Origin of the sequence: Cytobacillus sp. Hz8 (assembly GCF_042263505.1) — a bacterium.
Taxonomy (GTDB): Bacteria; Bacillota; Bacilli; order Bacillales; family Cytobacillaceae; genus Bacillus_BE.
Genome location: NZ_JBHKFI010000007.1, coordinates 139079 through 157980 on the forward strand (window position 1 = coordinate 139079; position 18902 = coordinate 157980).

Sequence of the window (18902 nt, forward strand, 5' to 3'; positions counted from 1 at the left end):
TATTACATGTTTAAGACAAGACTTTTTAAGTTCACACTGATGACGATCCTAGCAGTCTTTCTATTAGCTGCTTGTGGTGGAAAGGAAAAGGAAACAAGCGGAGAAAAAGGGAAGGATGCGCTTCAACAGATGAAAGACCGTGGAAAAATTATCATTGGGGTTAAAAATGATACACGTCTTTTCGGTCTGAAGAACCCTAGCACAGGTGAAGTAGAAGGATTTGATATTGATATTGCAAGACAATTGGCTAAGGAAATCCTTGGTGATGAAAACAAGGTTGAATTTAAAGAAGTTACCTCTAAGACAAGAATTCCACTCTTAAACAATGGGGATATTGATGCAGTCGTTGCCACAATGACCATAACTGATGAACGCAAAAAAGAAGTTGACTTTACAGATGTCTATTTTGAAGCAGGTCAATCATTACTTGTGAAAAAAGGCAGCAAAATCAAAAGTATTAAGGATTTAAAGAAAGGAACAAAGGTTTTAGCCGTTAAAGGTTCCACTTCCACCATCAATATTCGTGAAAAAGCTCCAGAAACACAAGTATTAGAATTTGAAAACTATGCAGAAGCCTTTACTGCATTAAAAACAAAACAAGGGGATGCATTAACAACGGATGATGCGATTCTTTATGGTATGGCTGATGAAGATCCTTCTTATGAATTAGTGGGAGGCACCTTCACGGAAGAACCATATGGGATTGCCGTGAAAAAGGGCAATAAAACTTTAGTTGATGCTCTTAATAAGGCTTTGAAAAACATCAAGGATTCAGGCAAATATGATGAAATCCATGATAAATGGATTAAGCAATAATAACTCTATTTGTCAGGATGAGCGGGTTTGCTCATCCTGATTTATTAGGAGGAGGGGGCTTAGATGCTCGATTTCTCGATTCTGACGGAAAATATAGATATTTATTTGGATGGTTATAAATACACGATTGTAGCAAGTTTAATTGCATTGGTAGCTAGTTTCCTGCTTGGGACGCTGATTGCCGTTTTTCGGATTGCTCCGATTAAACTATTGAACTGGGTTGGGACAGTGTATGTTGAATTTTTCCGTAACATTCCGTTGATTGTCATCGTCTTTTTCTTCTTCTTTGGCTTAAAGATGAACGGTGTGGCAGCAGGAACCATTGGTTTGACCATATATACGGCATCCTTTATTGCAGAAGCCATTCGCGCGGGGATACTTGCTGTGCCGAAAGGTCAAATGGAAGCAGCGCGTTCCTCGGGATTAACATATGGGCAAACGATGCGACTTATTATCTTGCCGCAAGCGATTAAGATTGTTATTCCGCCATTAGGCAATCAATTTATTAATCTAGTGAAAAACTCCTCTATTCTCGGAATAGTGGCTGGTCTTGATTTGATGTATCAAGCAGATTTAATTTCAGCACGTACATATGTAACATTTGATGTTTATATTTTTGTTGCTTTATTTTATTTAAGCTTAACCATCCCATTGAGCCTAGGCGTAGGATTTTTGGAAAGACGCCTTGCTAAGAGCAATTAAAGGAGGTTGTCACGATGGATTTCATTAGTGCTTATACTCCCGATCATTTATCATTTTTACTCGAAGGCTTTTGGGTCACGCTAAAGGTAGCGTTCTTTTCCATTATCCTGAGTTTTCTAATTGGCGGTATTGTAGGTACACTTCGTTATGCGGAGATTCCCGTAATTTCTAAGGTTCTTGCTATTATGGTAGAAATAACAAGGAATCTGCCTTTACTATTAATCATCTTCTTTGCATATTTTGCCTTACCGGAAATTGGAGTCAAGCTGGAGGTATCGATTGCAGCAATTGCAGCGTTAACCGTTTTTGAATCGGCGATGCTTTCTGAAATCATTCGTAGTGGTCTTAAATCTATTGATAAGGGGCAAATTGAAGCTGCGCGTTCTTCAGGTCTTACTTATGTTCAGACATTATGGAATATTGTTCTGCCACAAGCATTAAAAAGGATGGTGCCACCCATTGTCAGTCAGTTTATCTCTTTACTAAAGGATACCTCTTTAGCTACAATCATTGCGTTACCAGAATTGATGCATAATGCCCAGGTGCTATATGCGCAGAAACAAAGCTTTGTCATTCCTGTTATTTTGATTATCGCGATCATGTATTTTATTGTGAACTATACTTTATCAATTATTGCAAGAAGATTAGAAGTAAAGCGAGCTTAGGAAGGCCTGTCTCAAATTTGAGATGGGTCTTTTTTTTATGGTTTTTCTCAAAGCTAGTTGTTTATCCCACTCTTAACGGACATTTTGACTCCCACTTCAAGATTCTGAGAATACGAAGAAGATAAGTGGGAGATCAACTGTCCGTAAAGGTCCGACGAGGGATTAAGGTCCTAGTCAGGCGAAGCCACAGGACGTGGCGTTATGAGCGTGATAAGTGAAATAAGATTTTTCTTTGGGCTTCAGCCCTTAGAAAAATCAATCAGGCTTTGCGTGACTAACCATCAGTGGGGGATGAATGGCAGACTAAAAGCGCGACGTCAACACATAAGTCTGCACACTTCACGTCCTGTGCGTTGAAAACCCCCACTGATGGTAGTTTCACTTTATCGACAAAAAAATTTGAAGGTAATGACTTAGCGCCTTGATTACGAAGACTTCTGTGGAATGCGTGAAAGGTGAGACCTCACAGAAACGAATGCGATGAGAACCTCCGCTTTTATACGGAAAATGAGGTGTTTTCAGGACTCGATTTTAAAAGCGACACTCAATACGGAAAAACCTAATAAAATTGAAAATGGAGCAAATATATCATTTATAATAATTATTATTTTTTTAAAATAATTATAAAATAATATTGATTTTTTAATGTGAAATGTTATCATTGAACATAGATGAAGGGGTCTATATAAAATATATGAGGTGATGTCTTAAATGAGTACAAGTAAAAATAAACTGACTACTAGTTGGGGAGCACCTGTTGGCGATAATCAAAACTCCATGACGGCTGGTTCAAGTGGACCAACGTTATTACAGGATGTTCATTTGCTTGAGAAACTAGCCCATTTTAATAGAGAACGTGTTCCGGAGCGCGTCGTTCATGCAAAGGGGGCAGGAGCACATGGTTATTTTGAAGTGACAAATGATATGTCTAAATACACAAAAGCAAAGATTTTTAACGGAGTAGGTAAACGAACTCCAATGTTTATCCGTTTTTCTACTGTTGCTGGTGAACTCGGTTCTGCTGATACAGTTCGTGACCCACGCGGATTTGCTGTGAAATTCTACACAGAAGAAGGCAACTATGACCTTGTTGGCAACAATACACCAATATTCTTTATTCGTGATGCCATTAAATTTCCTGATTTTATTCATACCCAAAAAAGAGATCCACAAACTCATTTGAAAAGTCCTACAGCAGTATGGGATTTCTGGTCATTATCACCTGAATCATTACACCAAGTGACTTATTTAATGGGGGATCGTGGAATTCCCGCGACCTTCCGTCATATGAACGGATATGGAAGCCATACTTATAAATGGGTCAACGAAGATGGAGAAGCTGTCTGGGTGAAGTATCACTTCAAAACGGACCAAGGTGTGAAGAATATGGCGAATGACGTAGCTGCGAAGCTTGCAGGGGAAAATCCTGACTTCCATACAGAAGATTTATTTAATGCGATTGAGAATGGTGATTTCCCATCATGGACGTTACATGTGCAAATTATGTCATTAGAAGATGCTGAAAAATACCGTTTTGACCCATTTGATGTGACAAAGATCTGGTCTCATAAGGACTATCCCTTAATTGAGGTAGGTCGCATGGTTCTCAATAAGAATCCAGAAAACTATTTCGCTGAAGTAGAGCAAGCAACCTTCTCTCCAGGAACAATGGTACCCGGAATTGAGCCTTCACCGGATAAAATGCTACAGGGGCGCTTATTTGCCTATGCGGATGCTCATCGTTATCGGGTAGGGGTAAACCATAACCACCTTCCAATTAACCGCCCTAAGGCCGGTTACCAAAATTATCAGCGTGATGGGCAAATGCGGTTTGATGGCAATGGTGGTGGCTCTGTCTATTACGAACCAAATAGTTTTGATGGACCAAAAGAATCAGCTCAAGATAAGACCACACCATTTGTTGTATCTGGTGTTGCTGAAAATGTCCCTTATGATAGTGATGATCATTACACTCAAGCCGGCGATTTATACCGCCTTATGAGTGAGGAAGAACGAGCAAGATTGATTGAAACGATTGTAGGGGCGATGAAGCCAGTGACAAAGGAAGAAATTAAACTCCGTCAAATCGGCCATTTCTATAAAGCTGATCCGGAATACGGACAAAGAGTAGCGGAAGGATTAGGGTTGTCTGTTCCACAGGAAGTAAGATAAACTTATGAAAATCACTTAGAAATTCATTATCATTTAAATATTATATTCTCAATTAAGTAGGTATCCGTTCATTCGGATACCTACTTGTATATAATGGAGTTAACCACCTGATTGATAAGCAGGAAAAATGTAGAGGTAGTGGATGGACTTGGAGCCGTATGAAATCAATAAACGTATCGATATTATGGATTATTTAAGGGGATTTGCTCTATTAGGAATTATTTTGATGAACATTATTTTTTTATTGGAAGTACGAGTGCCTGTCAGTCATTCTATTGATTCGGTTTATCAAAGATTTCTTTATTTTTTTATCGAGGGTCGATTTTATCCGATCTTTGCTTTTCTATTTGGGGTTGGCTTTTATCTATTTACTTCAAGGGCAAATGCGAAAGGAAAAAATGGAACGCTTTTATTTCTCCGAAGAGTTAGCTGGATGTTTATTTTGGGGATTATCCATACGTTCTTTCACCCTGGAGAGGCGTTGACGGTTTATGCTGTTTGCGGGTTAATTGTTTTACCCTTTTATAAATGGAAGAAAGAAATCAATCTCTTGTTAGGTCTTGCTTTGCTTATCTTGTTCAGTGTGCTGGCAATTAAAATTTTGTTACCGCTTCCGATTATCATATTAGGATTGACTGCAGGACAATATCGTATTTTTGAGCGTATTTCATTAAACGCAAGAAAAATCGCTCTATTTACAGTTTTAATGTTTGTTCTTTCTATTCTTGGTCTCATCTATCAATTACAATTTTTGCCATCCAAACCGTTTGATGGCGGACATTTTTCACGTGAAGTTGATATGGATTCCATATCTCGATTTTTACATATAGGGATCATGATCGGTCCTGTTGTATCAGGTTTTTATATAGGGATGTTAATGTTGCTTCTACAGCTTCCTTCATTTCAGAAAGTATTGCTACCGCTCAAAAGCTATGGGAGGATGTCATTAACCAATTATCTCATGCAAACTGCCTTAATATTAGTGTCTGGACACGTATTTAACTTAGTTGGTACCATAACTTATATTCATACATTGTATCTATGTCTGTTGATTTATGTGGTACAGTTATTATTTAGTGTGCTTTGGTTTCGCTATTTTTGTTTTGGACCATTTGAATGGCTTTGGCGTTTATTGACTTATTTTGAGGTTTCGCCGCTGAAAAGGACTAAAAAGAGCTAATCCCTATTATTTACAAAGGAATATCTGATATGATAGATAAGGAATTGACAAATGAAAGTGAGGATTTTCTTGATGCAGCAGAGAGATCATTTATTTTTGGCACAAGAAACAGTGGATGAAGCTTCGCGAATTTTTAAAGCTTTAGCGGATCCAACTAGAATAAAAATTTTATATTTACTCTCACAAGAAGAATGTTCTGTGAATCATATTACGGAAGTATTAGAAATGACTCAATCTGCTGTATCTCACCAGTTGAGCTTTTTAAGGAATTTGCGCCTTGTCAAATATAGAAGGGAAGGGAATACCTTTTATTATACCTACGATGATGAGCATGTGATTACTATTTTGAATCAAGTGTTATCACATATAGAGTGCGAATAAACACTTTTCTTTGAAAGAAAAATTAGGAAAAAAGTAAAAGCTAAACTAGTCAATCTGACCAGTTTAGCTTTTTATCGTACTTTTTAGTTTTCCTCAACAGTATTGGTGAATTTTCGTTTGAAAAGGCCTCTGAAGAATAACAGGCTGATGATGGCAAAGCTTATGACGAACATCAGCAGTATAAAGATATTGTGCCATAGGTAAGAAAAATCACCTGTAGAAATAGCCGCTTTAAATGCTCTTACCGTATAAGTCATTGGCAAGAATGCATTAATTGGTTGCAGAGCATTTGGGATTAACTCAAGTGGGAAGGTTCCAGCACTTGTCGTTAATTGGAAAATAAGAATAAGGATCGCGATAAATCTACCTGGATCTCCTAATATGGATACGAGCATTTGAATTAATGTCATAAAGGCCAAGCTAGTAACAATGGCTGTGAGAATAAATAATGGTAAGCTTTCAACTTCTAGTTTTAATCCCAGTATTATGATCATGACAGCTATAAGAGCTTGGATGACGCCAATTCCTGCAAGAATTGCAAGTTTGCTGCTAAACCATCTTACCCCATTTTTAGGTCGAATGGCCGGTTCAACAAGTGGGAACACAATAGACATTAAGAGTGATCCAACAAATAAACCAAGTGATAAGAAATAAGGTGCAAATCCTGTTCCGTAGTTAGGCACTTTATTGATTCCATTGGAATCAAGCTTAACAGGAGATGCCATCATATCGAAATTTTTATCATTTGCTTTAACAGAACTAGTTTCATTTGAGGCATCACTAAGCTTACTATGAAGCTCCTTCGTTCCATCTTTTAATTGAGTCGTTCCTTTTGTTAAATCCTTTGAACCATCTGCTAATTTTTCAGTTCCATCCGCTAATTTAACAGAACCATCAGAAAGCTGAGAAAGCCCGCTGCTTAGATCACTAGATCCAGAAACAGCTTGTTCTGATCCTTTCTGTGCTTCACCGAGTTTTTCATTAAATACGGAGGATCCTGTTACAAGTTCCTTTTCGCCAGATTGTAATTGCTGGACTCCTGTATTTAAGTTATTGGATCCAAAAGCTAAGCTGTGAATTCCGGCCTTTAATTGTGTTTGTCCGTCACTGATTTGTGTCAAACCAGCATTAAGCTTAGAAATATTCGGGCTTATCTCTGATGATACGGCCTTGTTCAATTGAGCAGTTCCTGCTGCAACTTGAGAACTTCCACTCTTTAATTGATCAAAGCCTGCCGCAATTTGTTTTTGCATGGCAAGATTTTGGTCATTTAATTGCTTTTGTAAAGCAGCAAGCTGTTCAGGTGTCATACTTTTTTGCAAGTAAGGCATTAATTGCTCCAACTGCTGTTTGGAAGCTTGAGTTAACTGAGAAGTCAGTTGCTGCTCAAATTGATTAATGCCTGCATCGAGCTTTGCAGAACCAGTCGCTAATGCTTCGGTGTTCTTTTCTAATTCTGGTAATTGACTATTAAATTGAGCTACACCGGTCTTTGCGTCGTTCGTTCCTTTTATTAAGTCATTCATTTTAGTATCAACCTGATTTAAACCAGCTTGAACTTGACCAATTCCAGAAGCTAATTGATTGGTTCCAGATAAGGTGGCTTTTGTCCCATAGAGCAGTTGATTATGCCCCTGTTTTAACTGACTGAGCCCGGAATTTAATTCCTTCGTGCCCTCTGCTAATTGTTTTGAACCATCATCCGCAGTTAGAACACCTTCTTTAAATTCAATTGATTTATTCGCTAATGTGGTGAGATTTTCTTTGATTTTTTCCGCACCATCAGAAAGCTTGATAGCACCATTTTTTAACTGTCCAGCACCGTCACTTGCCTGGGTAAATCCATCTGACATTTCTTTGATTTTTTCAAAAATGGTTTCAGTATAGGTTTTTGTTACTTTCTCTTGCAGGGAAGCTTGAATATTAAGCATTGCGGTATTCCCGATTTGACCGGATAAGAAGTTGTATCCTTCATTTGGAATATATTTCAACTCTAGCTTCTTTGGATGGTCATCAAGTAATGTAGTGGCATTCTCAGAGAAGTTTTTCGGAATTTCCACAACCATATAGTATTTTTGCTTCTCTAAATCATTATATGCCTCTTTCTTATTTACGATGGTGAATTTAAATTCATCGCTTTTCTTAATCTCTTTCACGAGTTCTTTCCCAATATCGAGGTTTTCACCTTCGAAATTAGCGCCAGTGTCATTGTTTACCACAGCAACTGGTAAACTTTCTAGATGTGCATAAGGATCCCAAAATGCCCACATGAACATTCCTGCGTATAAAACAGGTACGATAAGAACGGCAATAATGGGAATTAACACTTTCCGATTAGTGATAATATCCTTCAATTCTGCACCAATTAAGGAACGTCCCATAAATTTCTCCTCCTAAAATAAAATGACCATTTTGTTCATCTAGTCAATTATGGTAAAAATGAAAGGATCATCTTAGCCAGATAATCCCTCAAATAAATATAATTGAAATAGCTTGGCAATTTCATCTTTTTCAAGAGGTTCATGGTGTTTTTCCCAGTCAAAGATGAGTGAGACATACATCTTCAACATGATAAAAGCAGTTAATTCTGGATTACATTCTTTGATTTCTCCGTTATCAATTGCTTTTTGCACGATATTCTTAATAAAGGATATAATGGCATGCTCTACTCGTTGTATGACTTCTAATACTTCCTTTGTTCCAATTTCTTTTTCTTCCTGGAAGAGCTTAATGGTCAACTGGTGTTGCTTGCGGAACTCTAAAATACGATAAATTGCCCGATGGACATTTTCGTAGAATGTGCACGATTCATCAAATGATTCCTCCGCCGCTTTTTTCATTTCAATAATCAGCGAAGAGATAATTTCATCGAATAAATCCTCTTTATTCTTAAAGAAATTATAAATCGTTCCTTTTCCGACATTCGCAATTTTTGCCACTTGATCCATGGTGGTCGCTTTGTATCCAAAAAGGGAAAAAGATTTGTTAGCGGCATTAATAATTTGTTGTTTTCGGTTAATCGCCATGAACATCACCTCTTAAAAAATGACTAATTGATGATTTTGGTCATTTAGTACAATGAGTACTATACCACGATAAAAATGAAATAGCAATTCATTTGAATAATTTTTTTAAATAGGAAAAATGGGAACCTTATCATAGAAGGGGTGCGAATAGATAACAATGTAAAAGTGATAAAAAAATATGAGTGTAATTCTATTTTTGTTTACTATACTCAAAATTGTTTATCTTCACTCAAGATTATTGATTAGAGCAATAATTTTTCTCTAGACCCACTAACTACCACTTTGATAAGATGTTAAAGATTTCGTTTTTTGAAGGTGTGATGATATGAATGCAAGAGAGTCAATCGCGAAAAAGGTTGCATGGATTAGTTTATGGTGTAATATCATTTTAACTGTTGGAAAAATAGTAGTGGGTTTGGTTGGACATAGTGATGCAGTATTTGCGGACGGGATTCACTCGGCAGCCGATGTGGTTGCTTCATTTATCGTGTTGTTTGTGATTAAAATTGCCAATAAACCTGCAGATGAAGATCATCCATATGGCCATGGGAAAGCGGAAGTGATTGTATCAGGAATTGTCGGGATACTCCTTTTCTTGGTTTCCTTCTATGTGGTCTATGAAGGGGTTGCGGGGCTCTTTCATCCAATTGAAGCACCAAGTATTTTAGCGATGTGGGTTGCAGTAATTTCCTATATCTTTAAGAAGGCATTATATCGTTATTCTTTAAATGTGGCCAGCTCGCAAAATAGCAAAGCTATTGAGGCTATTGCTTATGATCATAAGGCTGATATTGTGGCATCTATTGCAGCAGGGGTAGGGGTTCTTTTATCTGTTATTGGAAATCGCTTTGATATACAGTTGCTCTTATATAGTGATAAAATTGCAAGTATTTTTGTGGCTTATTTGATTTTTAAAATAGCTAAGGAAATGCTCACTGAGGCATTTGATATTTTATTGGAACGGAATATTGACTCCAAGACCATTCATGAATATATTTCATTAATTGATGAATTTCAGGAAGTAAAGAGAATTGACCGCATTAGAGCTAGAGAGCATGGCCATTATGTATTGGTCGATCTCAGGATTTCCATTGATCACAGTAAAACCATTAAAGAAGGTCATGACTTATCGAGAAAAATCAAGCAATTATTGATGAGTCATTATGACAATATTGAAGAGGTATTAATTCATTTAAATCCATATTTTGAAGAGAACTAAAAATAAGGGGAAGCATGCAAATTGACATGCTTCCCTTGCTATTTTATCCCTTTACTAGTAAAGGGATTCGGTCTTTATACATTTCGATGAGTCGTTGATTGTGGTCTCCTGCTCCATCTGCATTACTACTTTTAAAAACAGGAGGACGAAACTGATTTTCAAGCATGACCGATATGGATTCTGAAATGATTCCATTTACAATGGTCATGCCAACGATAGTGGATCCGGATCCATATGAAAGATGATGGTCTTCATCTGTAAAAAGAATATCTCCGACTTCAATATGGTTATCAATCATTAAATCGGCAGCTTGAAATAAAAATATCCCATCTTTATGTCGTGAGCTTTGATTTTCGGCATATCTTGGTGAAGTGATCGCAATCACAAAGGCTCCTTTTTTCTTCGCAATTAAAGCGACATCAATGGGAACTGGATTTCTTCCAGATGTAGAGGTGACAATCAAAATATCTCCAGATTGAATGTGAACCTCTTTCATAAACTCATTTGCATAATCATTGGTTTGCTCTAATGCTGATGAACGAATAGCGCCTTTATGCAGCATAAGATCTTCTATCAGAATAGGGTTAACCGGAACAAGACCGCCAGCACGATAGAATAATTCTTCACCGAGCATATGCGAATGACCACAGCCGAATACATGGATGATTCCATTCTTTTGAATACAGTCTGCCATTTTTTCGGCAGCTGCTTTGATGTTGCTTTGTTCTTCTTTTTCGACTACATGCATTAATTGATTTACTTTATTGATATATTGATTAAACACGCTTTTCACCCTTTAACGGTCATTTAAGTAAATCTTCAGGCGGCACGATTGATTTCTTCGTCCGCTTGGTTCCCATTCTACCGTTTCATATGAATCATAAATTTATAACGGTCAGCCCGATAAGAAGATTTTACTAACTCCACTGGCGTTCCATCCTGAAGAAAGGTATTTCTTTGAATTAGTAAAATCGGGGCTCCGTTCTTAATGTTCAAATATTGTGCCTCCAATTGATTGGCAATCGAGGATTCAATGATTTGGGTTGCATGATCAATTCTTAAATGTAATTGTTCTTCGATGTAGGAATATAAGGATTTATGGACAATGTCTATTGTTAATCCTTTGATTAAATTTGCAGAGATATAAGTCGATTCAAATGCCATCGGGACATCATCGGCAAGTCGAATCCGTTTGATCTCATAAACTGGTTCATTCTCTTGGATATTTAGTTGACTCGCAATTTGCAGCGAGGCAGCAATAATCTTGAAGTCTAACAATTGACTTCCTGGTTTCATTCCTCTTTTTTGCATATCTTCAGTAAAGCTAGTAAGTCCTTGTAGCGGCTGTTCAATTTTTCGATCAGAAATAAAGGTTCCTTTTCCTTGCAGCCGATACAAATAGCCATCATTTACAAGCTTGGAAAAGGCTTGTCTGACAGTCATGCGACTAATTTGATATTTTTCCGCATATTCCCTTTCGGAAGGAAGAGAATCGCCAGGCTTTAGTTCCCCTTTTTCAATTAATCCTTTAATAAGCTCCTCTAATTGATAATAAATGGGGATAGGGGAATTTTTATCTATCATTCCGATTATGAGCCCCTTTCTTTAAAAACCAAAAATTTAGGTCCTATTAAGGGGACAGCAAGCTTACTTGCCGGTATCCCTTAATGCATCCTCGTCTGCAAATATCGTAACACAAGGATGGTTCCTTAGAACAGATGCTGGAGAACTTTCATCGATTTCTCCATGCAATAAATTGGATAAAGCCGCTTGTTTGCTTTCTCCAGAAATTAAAAGTAAGATTTCCTTGCTCTTCATGATGGTGGCAATTCCCATGGTAATCGCTTGGGCTGGGACATCTTCAATTGAATGAAAATATCTGGCATTTGCTTCTTTAGTGGAAGGGGTTAAGTCGATAACATGAGTTTTGGCTTGGAAAGAAGTACCGGGTTCATTGAAACCGATATGTCCGTTATTTCCTATGCCAAGAATTTGTAAATCAATGCCTCCATTTTTCTCAATTAAGGCTTCATAATCAATGCATTCCTTTTGGACATCTGGTGCATTGCCGTTAGGAATATGAACATTGCTCTTTGTGATATCAATATGATTGAAAAATTCATTGTACATATAATAGTTATAACTATTTGGATCGTCCTGAGAAAGTCCTACATATTCATCAAGGTTAAAGGATTGGGCATTTTGATAGGATGTCTTATTCTTTTGATGGTCCTCAATAAGATATTTATACATTCCAAGCGGGGTGCCGCCTGTTGCAAGTCCAAGTGTTATATTGGGGTTTTGATTGACCTTTTCAATTACGTATTCTGCTACTTTTTGACTCATTTCGTTATAATCTTTTACAGTAATGATTTTCATTTTTGATCTCCTCCATTTTCAAACGCAAGTTGTCCTTTACAGAATGTCATCATCACATCTAAATTTTCATCAAGAATGACAATGTCAGCATCCTTACCAGTTGAAATACTTCCTTTGCGATCAAATACATTGATCTGTTTAGCGGGGTTTACAGAAGCCATTTTGATCGCATCTTCCAGTGTACAGCCCGCAAATTGAATGATATTTTTGAAGGCCTGGCCAAGCTTGAGAATGCTTCCTGCAAGGGTGCCATCCTTAAGTACAGCTTTGCCCTCTTTTACTGTCACTTCTTGTCCTCCAAGATCATACGTTCCATTTTCTAAGCATTTTGCACGCATAGCATCTGTAATCAGAATTAATCCGTCTTTTTGCTTTTGGTTGTAGGCAATTTTTACGACTTCGGGCTGAACATGAATTCCATCAACAATCATTTCTACCTTTAATTCATCTCTTAAAAAGGCAGCTCCCACAACCCCAGGCTCGCGGTGATGCAAACCGCGCATTTGATTAAATAAATGTGTGATATGGGTTGCTCCGGCTTCAATAGCAGTTAAGACTTCAGCATATGTTGCATTTGAATGTCCGATGGAAGCGACGATCTCATTCCTTTTTAAATAATGAATCATCTCCAGTGCTCCTGGCTGCTCAGGTGCCATCGTGACAAGCCGGATGTTGTCTTTTGATAAAGACTGCCAGTTCTTTAATAATTCAATATCTGGATCGATAATATACTCCTTAGGTTGTGCACCAGCCATTTTTGGATTTACAAAAGGTCCCTCGAGATGGATGCCAAGAATCTCAGATCTTCCAGGAGTTTGTTGTTCGGTGATATACTCTCCTGCATTTTCTAATGCATGATTAATCGTATCTTTATTTTGAGTGATTGTTGTAGCTAAAAAACTAGTTGTTCCTTCTTTTGGAAGTGCGGTTGCCATTGTTTTGAGGGCGTCCGTTGTTGCATCCATCGTATCAGCACCAGCTACACCATGAATGTGCAAGTCAATGAAGCCGGGAACAGCTTTAAAGCTTGAAGAAATTTCAATGACCTCAAAAGATTTGGTAGCTTTTAGATTTTTTAACTCTCCAACTTCCGAGATTTTTTCATTTTGGATTTTTATATAACCATCCGCGATGACTTTCTGATCAGTATAAATTTCCATTCCTTTAAGAATAATATCTTTATTCATCATCGGTTCATCCTTTCAGACAAGTTAGTATTAAGTTTTACTATTATCTAGTTGTCTATACCAATTATAACATGAAAAAGGATAATAGCATGATAAAAATGAATTTATATATGAAAAATGTATGGATTTTTAGGATGGAAGATGGGGCAGGGGAATAGTGGAAGACCTTGTGTGATAGGACGTGATGCGACAATGGAAATTTTAAAGGCTTGGGGGAGAGACTGCGTCCTTAAAGAAGCTAATAAAGACAAATAATAAGAAGAAACCTCATCTAAGATTATCCTTCATACCACCAAAAAACCAGCCTATCCTTGATAGACTGGTTCGATTGTAAAAAACATTTATCCCACTCTTAACGGACAGTAAGACTCCCACTTCAAGATTCTGAGAATACGAAGAATCTTGAAGTGGGAGATCAACTGTCCGTAAAGGTCCGATAAGTTCAACTAACCATCAGTGGGGAATGAATGAAAACCCCCACTGATGGAAGTTTCACTTTATTTTTTAAGAATATCATGATCGACATAGCGTTCACCATTTATTTCACTGATGACATTGATGGCAACTTTTGCTCCGTCTCCTGCAGTAATAATCGTATGTAAGCTAACTCCAGCGATAGCCCCTGCAGCCCAGATTCCTTTGATACTTGTTTTTCCTTGAGCATCCACATCAACGATAGTAGCGACTCTTGGTTCTGTACCAGCCTTTGTTGCAACACCAATTTCCTTCGCAAGATCAGTGACTAGTCCGGTAGCCAAAATGACATGAGTTCCTTCATAAGTTCCTTGATCAGTTTCAACTGTGAATCCAGCTTCTGCTTCTTTTACATTGGTGACTTTTGCTTTGACTATTTCGGTGCCAAATTTTTGAGCTTGTTCTTTTCCTGTATTTACGAGATCTGGTCCTGTAATTTCTTTTACCCCATAATGGTTTTCAATCCAAGCTCGTTTGGTTATGCTCTTATCATCATCTAGGATTAAGGTTTTCTTTCCAGCTTTTGCTGTGAATAAGGCAGCGCTTGCACCCGCTGGGCCGGCTCCCACAATAATCACATCATACATCTTTATAACCTCCTTAAAGTTTTTCTTATTTAAAAATAAATTTAAAAAGTGTGAAAGTCAAGGAAAGTGCCTTGACTTAAGATGAACATAAAAAAAGAGCTCATGGCCCTTTTTTATCCCACTCTTAACGGACATTTTGACTCCCACTTCAAGATTCTGAGAATACGAAGAAGATAAGTGGGAGATCAACTGTCCGTAAAGGTCCGACGAGGGATTAAGGTCCTAGTCAGGCGAAGCCACAGGACGTGGCGTTATGAGCGTGATAAGTGAAATAAGATTTTTCTTTGGGCTTCAGCCCTTAGAAAAATCAATCAGGCTTTGCGTGACTAACCATCAGTGGGGGATGAATGACAGACTAAAAGCGCGACATCAACACATAAGTCTACACACTTCATGTCCTGTGCGTCGAAAACCCCCACTGATGGAAGTTTCACTTTATAAGATATGTTTACTGTAATTGATTATTCTCAAACCAATCAGAATATTTTCCACTTCCATTGCAACCGGGACAATCATATATATTGGAATAGGTAAATTCATTTAATGGATAAGTATTAAAGCCCTTACCATAGCAATCTGGGCAAATTCCTTTTGATTCCATATCGGCTAACCTTTTTTCGTTTTTTGCTGACATCCATGAAGAAACTGCATTGAAAAAACCCAAAACAAATCACCTCGAAATCTTTTTCTATTATTTTTTGGTAAATGCAGGGCTTTTATTCCTGTTGAAGAAAAAAAGAGGCTAGCTCTATTAAGAACTAACCTCCATGATTAAATTAATTTACGAATTTCTTCAAAATTAGAATCTGATTCTAGTTCGAGTGGTTCTTCTGCAACTTGGAATTTACCTTCCCACTTAGAAACGACGACTGTAGCAAGGGAGTTTCCAACAACATTGACAGCAGTACGAGCCATGTCAAGAATTCGGTCAATTCCAGCGATAAAGGCAAGACCTTCAACCGGAATACCGACTGATCCTAATGTTGCAAGTAATACAACGAAAGATACTCCAGGAACACCAGCAATTCCTTTAGATGTAATCATTAGGACAAATAGCAGTGATAATTGTTGTCCGATAGATAAATCGATTCCGTACATTTGGGCAATGAACATTGCTGCTAATGCTTGGTAAAGGGTTGAACCATCTAAGTTAAAGGAATAGCCAGTTGGGACAACAAAGGAGCTAATGGATTTTGGACATCCGAATTTCTCCATTTTTTCCATGATTCTTGGTAATACGGTTTCTGAGCTAGCTGTTGAGTAGGCCAAAATTAATTCATCTTTTAATAAAGCAATAAATTTAAAGATATTAACTCCAACGATTTTGGCAACTATGCCAAGTACGACGATAACGAAGAAAATCATTGTTCCATAGACAGAGATAACTAGTTTTCCAAGAGGAATAAGTGATTGTAATCCAAATTTTGAAACAGTGATGCCGATAAGGGCAAAGACACCGAACGGGGCAAACTTCATGACTTGATTTGTTACATAGAACATTGCATCGGCAGTACCTTGGAAGAACTTAAGGACAGGTTTTCCTTTTTCACCGATTGCTGCAACGCCCAAGCCAAAAAGAACTGAGAAGAAAATAATGGCGAGCATATCACCTTGAACAATAGATTCAAAGATGTTTTTTGGAACAATGTTAACAATAGTGTCTGCAAATCCGTGATCTTTCACTGTTTCTGCAGTGCCAACATAGGAGTTGATATCGGTTTTTTGAAGGGAATGCATATCCACACCAATACCAGGTTTTAATACATTTGCTGCAATAATTCCAAGAATAATAGCAATCGTCGTGATGGCTTCAAAATAAATGAGAGTTTTTCCACCAAGTTTTCCAAGACTTTTAACGTCTCCGACACTTGCTACCCCTACAATAATACTCGAGATAACAATTGGAATTACAATCATTTTAATTAATCTTAAGAAAATATCGCCAATTGGCTGTAAATATTCACTAACATGGGGATTTCCGTAAAAAATAGCCCCAACAATAATCCCAATCACAAGACCTATTAAAATTTGCCATGCTAATCCGATTTTTTTCATAAATGACCTCCCTGTAAAATATATTAAAATAAGTAGTTTACGTAAAAAACGTATACTTTATATAATATTACAAAAATAATTTTTAAACAATATTAATTAATTTCCTGCATATTTATCAGAATTATTTAAAATTACTTAATGTTCTAATATAATTATTTATGGGAGAATCTGATTATTTTTTTATAATAAAAAATGCGTCTTACCTTTACAGGTAAGACGCATTTTGTTAATGAAATTCAGCTTATTCACCTAAATAAGCACTTAACATCCAAACATGAGTTTCGATTTTTCCAATTAAGCCTACAGCCAAATCATTAATAGCATGATTATTCGCCTTTTCAGCTAAATCAGCGAGAACGATTAAATCCTCTTTAACTTTTTGATAGTCATGAACAAGTGTTGTAACCATGTCTTTAGCTGTTTTCTCATTATTATCTTCAGTAAGTGTAGTTGTTTCTAAAAATTCTTTTAAAGTTGCGATTGGCTCTCCACCAATTGCAAGTAAGCGTTCAGCTGTTTCGTCAATGACAGTGGCAGCTTCTTCATATAGTTCTTCAAATTTTGCATGTAAAGAGAAGAATAAAGGTCCTTTCACATACCAATGGAAGCGATGTAATTTTGTATAAAGAATGTTCCAGTTTGCGACTTGTACGTTTAATGCTGTTTGTAAGTTCATAAGTATTACCTCCTCGTATTGTTAATATTATTATAACAAATATTAAATTAAAATCAATACTATATTATAATTACTATAAATAATAATATATTTATAGTAAAAAGGCTAAAAACGAGAGTTAGGAATGGATAGATGATGTGACAAAAAGGATCTTATTACTAATCATGATTCTTATGAGATGAAATTATACAATCAATTTTATCATCCCTTCCATAATGATCTAAAGTATAGCATTTCATAAATAAATAGTCATGTGTGAAGTCCTTAACATTCTTTTGCGAAATTGTTTTGAACAGATGGAGGTTTCTATTAAGAATTGGGTAAATTACAGATATTAGTGGAAGGAGGTGAAATAAGATGGAGAAGAAACTGTTTCACTATGATGGAAGTCTCCTGCTTGAATATATTTCAAGCAGTGACATTCTCAATGAAGGTTTTCAAATAACAGATGAAGTACGAAAGATTATCGCATGTAATCCATATGCCATTCAAACTGAAGAATAGGCTTTGACTCTCTGCAATCTTTATCTTGTAAGGTAAAACAAATATATCTAAAGAAAAGGTGAATATAATCTAATGGAAAAAGTACTATACATTACAGCACATCCACATGATGAGACTCATTCCTACAGTATGGCAGTGGGAAAAGCATTTATTGATACGTACAAGGAAACAAATGCTAATGATGAGGTTATTCATCTTGATTTATATAAGGAAAATATCCCGGAAATTGATGCCGATGTGTTTAGCGGGTGGGGGAAACTTCAGTCCGGACAGGCATTTGATGTACTGTCCTCAGAAGAAAAGGCTAAGGTTGCCCGACTTGGAGAACTGTGTGATCAGTTCATATCTGCTGATAAATATGTCTTTGTTACACCATTATGGAATTTTTCTTTTCCGCCAGTGATGAAAGCCTACTTAGATTCTGTTGCCGTGTCGGGAAAAACTTTTAAATATACAGAACAAGGGCCGGCAGGGCTTTTAACAGATAAAAAGGCACTCCATATACAAGCTCGTGGTGGGTATTATTCTGAAGGACCTGCGGCAGAAATGGAAATGGGTCATCGATATATTGGGATTATGATGCAGTTCTTTGGCATCCCATCCATTGAGGGGCTTTTTGTTGAGGGACATAATGCGAATCCTGAAAAGGCAGAAGAAATCAAAGCTAATGCTATTGCACGTGCTAAGGATTTATCCCAAACTTTCTAATTTTATCCCACTCTTAACGGACAGGAGGTCCTAGTCAGGCGAAGCCACAGGATGTGGCGTTATGAGCGTGATAAGTGAAATAAGATCTTTCTTTGGGCTTCAGCCCTTAGAAAAATCAATCAGGCTTTGCGTGACTAACCATCAGTGGGGGATGAATGACAGACTAAAAGC

Annotated in this window: 19 protein-coding genes; 9 read left to right on the top strand and 10 right to left on the bottom strand. The window is 37.1% G+C overall.

The window, feature by feature from the left end; translation table 11 throughout:
- Positions 1–6 precede the first annotated feature (6 nt).
- The 6 genes from ACE38V_RS10985 (at position 7) to ACE38V_RS11010 (ending at position 5916) form a co-directional block, all read left to right on the top strand.
- On the top strand, positions 7–816 hold the full coding sequence (locus ACE38V_RS10985; protein ID WP_375841299.1) for a transporter substrate-binding domain-containing protein: 810 nt from the start codon (positions 7–9) through the stop codon (positions 814–816).
- A gap of 63 nt (positions 817–879) precedes the next feature.
- On the top strand, positions 880–1518 hold the full coding sequence (locus ACE38V_RS10990) for an amino acid ABC transporter permease (RefSeq protein WP_375841300.1): 639 nt from the start codon (positions 880–882) through the stop codon (positions 1516–1518).
- Between the two features lie 14 nt (positions 1519–1532).
- Positions 1533–2183 carry an amino acid ABC transporter permease gene (locus tag ACE38V_RS10995; RefSeq protein ID WP_375841301.1) on the top strand — a complete coding sequence of 217 codons (651 nt, stop codon included), beginning with the start codon at positions 1533–1535 and terminating at the stop codon, positions 2181–2183.
- Between the two features lie 711 nt (positions 2184–2894).
- Entirely contained in the window at positions 2895–4355 is a 1461-nt protein-coding gene (gene katA / locus ACE38V_RS11000) for a catalase KatA (RefSeq protein ID WP_375841302.1), read from the top strand.
- A 142-nt stretch (positions 4356–4497) separates the two neighbouring features.
- Positions 4498–5535: a DUF418 domain-containing protein gene (locus ACE38V_RS11005; RefSeq protein ID WP_375841303.1), complete on the top strand. Its 1038-nt coding sequence runs from the start codon at positions 4498–4500 to the stop codon at positions 5533–5535.
- A 72-nt stretch (positions 5536–5607) separates the two neighbouring features.
- A complete protein-coding gene (locus tag ACE38V_RS11010) occupies positions 5608–5916 on the top strand; it encodes an ArsR/SmtB family transcription factor (RefSeq protein ID WP_375841304.1) in 309 nt (102 codons plus the stop codon).
- Positions 5917–5999: 83 nt separating this feature from the next.
- Here the strand turns inward: ACE38V_RS11010 and ACE38V_RS11015 are convergent, their stop codons facing one another.
- Together ACE38V_RS11015 and ACE38V_RS11020 are read right to left on the bottom strand one after the other, a co-directional pair.
- Positions 6000–8297 (bottom strand): YhgE/Pip family protein, encoded by a 2298-nt coding sequence (locus tag ACE38V_RS11015; protein ID WP_375841305.1) that lies wholly within the window; start codon positions 8295–8297, stop codon positions 6000–6002.
- 72 nt (positions 8298–8369) lie between these two features.
- A complete protein-coding gene (locus ACE38V_RS11020) occupies positions 8370–8942 on the bottom strand; it encodes a TetR/AcrR family transcriptional regulator (RefSeq protein ID WP_375841306.1) in 573 nt (190 codons plus the stop codon).
- 325 nt (positions 8943–9267) lie between these two features.
- Here ACE38V_RS11020 and ACE38V_RS11025 point away from each other — a divergent pair, with 325 nt between their 5' ends.
- Positions 9268–10161 carry a cation diffusion facilitator family transporter gene (locus tag ACE38V_RS11025; RefSeq protein ID WP_375841307.1) on the top strand — a complete coding sequence of 298 codons (894 nt, stop codon included), beginning with the start codon at positions 9268–9270 and terminating at the stop codon, positions 10159–10161.
- Between the two features lie 43 nt (positions 10162–10204).
- Here ACE38V_RS11025 and ACE38V_RS11030 read toward each other — a convergent pair whose 3' ends face one another.
- The 8 genes from ACE38V_RS11030 to ACE38V_RS11065 form a co-directional block, all read right to left on the bottom strand.
- The gene (locus tag ACE38V_RS11030) at positions 10205–10945 is read right to left on the bottom strand and encodes an SIS domain-containing protein (protein ID WP_375841308.1); all 741 of its coding nucleotides are present in this window, start codon (positions 10943–10945) and stop codon (positions 10205–10207) included.
- A 77-nt stretch (positions 10946–11022) separates the two neighbouring features.
- Entirely contained in the window at positions 11023–11745 is a 723-nt protein-coding gene (locus ACE38V_RS11035; RefSeq protein ID WP_375841309.1) for a GntR family transcriptional regulator, read from the bottom strand.
- 63 nt (positions 11746–11808) lie between these two features.
- Entirely contained in the window at positions 11809–12540 is a 732-nt protein-coding gene (gene nagB / locus ACE38V_RS11040) for a glucosamine-6-phosphate deaminase (RefSeq protein WP_375841310.1), read from the bottom strand.
- Positions 12537–13727, bottom strand: coding sequence for an N-acetylglucosamine-6-phosphate deacetylase (nagA, locus tag ACE38V_RS11045; protein WP_375841311.1), 1191 nt, complete (start codon positions 13725–13727; stop codon positions 12537–12539). The genes nagB and nagA overlap by 4 nt, the downstream gene beginning before the upstream one ends.
- A 497-nt stretch (positions 13728–14224) precedes the next feature.
- The gene (locus tag ACE38V_RS11050; RefSeq protein ID WP_375841312.1) at positions 14225–14788 is read right to left on the bottom strand and encodes an FAD-dependent oxidoreductase; all 564 of its coding nucleotides are present in this window, start codon (positions 14786–14788) and stop codon (positions 14225–14227) included.
- A 448-nt stretch (positions 14789–15236) separates the two neighbouring features.
- Positions 15237–15452, bottom strand: a complete 216-nt coding sequence (locus ACE38V_RS11055) for a methionine aminopeptidase (RefSeq protein ID WP_375841313.1) — start codon at positions 15450–15452, stop codon at positions 15237–15239.
- 107 nt (positions 15453–15559) lie between these two features.
- Positions 15560–16843, bottom strand: a complete 1284-nt coding sequence (locus ACE38V_RS11060) for a cation:dicarboxylate symporter family transporter (RefSeq protein WP_375841314.1) — start codon at positions 16841–16843, stop codon at positions 15560–15562.
- 241 nt (positions 16844–17084) lie between these two features.
- Positions 17085–17519: a Dps family protein gene (locus ACE38V_RS11065; protein ID WP_375841315.1), complete on the bottom strand. Its 435-nt coding sequence runs from the start codon at positions 17517–17519 to the stop codon at positions 17085–17087.
- A gap of 357 nt (positions 17520–17876) precedes the next feature.
- On the opposite strand from ACE38V_RS11065, the gene ACE38V_RS11070 reads away from it, so the two are divergent.
- Together ACE38V_RS11070 and ACE38V_RS11075 are read left to right on the top strand one after the other, a co-directional pair.
- On the top strand, positions 17877–18023 hold the full coding sequence (locus ACE38V_RS11070; protein WP_375841316.1) for a hypothetical protein: 147 nt from the start codon (positions 17877–17879) through the stop codon (positions 18021–18023).
- Between the two features lie 72 nt (positions 18024–18095).
- On the top strand, positions 18096–18731 hold the full coding sequence (locus tag ACE38V_RS11075; RefSeq protein ID WP_375841317.1) for an FMN-dependent NADH-azoreductase: 636 nt from the start codon (positions 18096–18098) through the stop codon (positions 18729–18731).
- Positions 18732–18902: the final 171 nt, after the last annotated feature.

Bases quoted from the DNA above. Each gene is read 5' to 3' on its own strand.
- ACE38V_RS11060 (WP_375841314.1), bottom strand. From the start codon at position 16,843: ATGAAAAAAATCGGATTAGCATGGCAAATTTTAATAGGTCTTGTGATT.
- ACE38V_RS11025 (WP_375841307.1), top strand. From the start codon at position 9,268: ATGAATGCAAGAGAGTCAATCGCGAAAAAGGTTGCATGGATTAGTTTA.
- nagA (WP_375841311.1), bottom strand. From the start codon at position 13,727: ATGAATAAAGATATTATTCTTAAAGGAATGGAAATTTATACTGATCAG.
- ACE38V_RS11070 (WP_375841316.1), top strand. From the start codon at position 17,877: ATGGAGAAGAAACTGTTTCACTATGATGGAAGTCTCCTGCTTGAATAT.
- ACE38V_RS11075 (WP_375841317.1), top strand. From the start codon at position 18,096: ATGGAAAAAGTACTATACATTACAGCACATCCACATGATGAGACTCAT.
- ACE38V_RS11005 (WP_375841303.1), top strand. From the start codon at position 4,498: ATGGACTTGGAGCCGTATGAAATCAATAAACGTATCGATATTATGGAT.
- ACE38V_RS11010 (WP_375841304.1), top strand. From the start codon at position 5,608: ATGCAGCAGAGAGATCATTTATTTTTGGCACAAGAAACAGTGGATGAA.
- ACE38V_RS11050 (WP_375841312.1), bottom strand. From the start codon at position 14,788: ATGTATGATGTGATTATTGTGGGAGCCGGCCCAGCGGGTGCAAGCGCT.
- katA (WP_375841302.1), top strand. From the start codon at position 2,895: ATGAGTACAAGTAAAAATAAACTGACTACTAGTTGGGGAGCACCTGTT.
- ACE38V_RS10985 (WP_375841299.1), top strand. From the start codon at position 7: ATGTTTAAGACAAGACTTTTTAAGTTCACACTGATGACGATCCTAGCA.
- ACE38V_RS10995 (WP_375841301.1), top strand. From the start codon at position 1,533: ATGGATTTCATTAGTGCTTATACTCCCGATCATTTATCATTTTTACTC.
- ACE38V_RS11035 (WP_375841309.1), bottom strand. From the start codon at position 11,745: ATGATAGATAAAAATTCCCCTATCCCCATTTATTATCAATTAGAGGAG.
- ACE38V_RS11065 (WP_375841315.1), bottom strand. From the start codon at position 17,519: ATGAACTTACAAACAGCATTAAACGTACAAGTCGCAAACTGGAACATT.
- ACE38V_RS11020 (WP_375841306.1), bottom strand. From the start codon at position 8,942: ATGGCGATTAACCGAAAACAACAAATTATTAATGCCGCTAACAAATCT.
- nagB (WP_375841310.1), bottom strand. From the start codon at position 12,540: ATGAAAATCATTACTGTAAAAGATTATAACGAAATGAGTCAAAAAGTA.
- ACE38V_RS10990 (WP_375841300.1), top strand. From the start codon at position 880: ATGCTCGATTTCTCGATTCTGACGGAAAATATAGATATTTATTTGGAT.
- ACE38V_RS11015 (WP_375841305.1), bottom strand. From the start codon at position 8,297: ATGGGACGTTCCTTAATTGGTGCAGAATTGAAGGATATTATCACTAAT.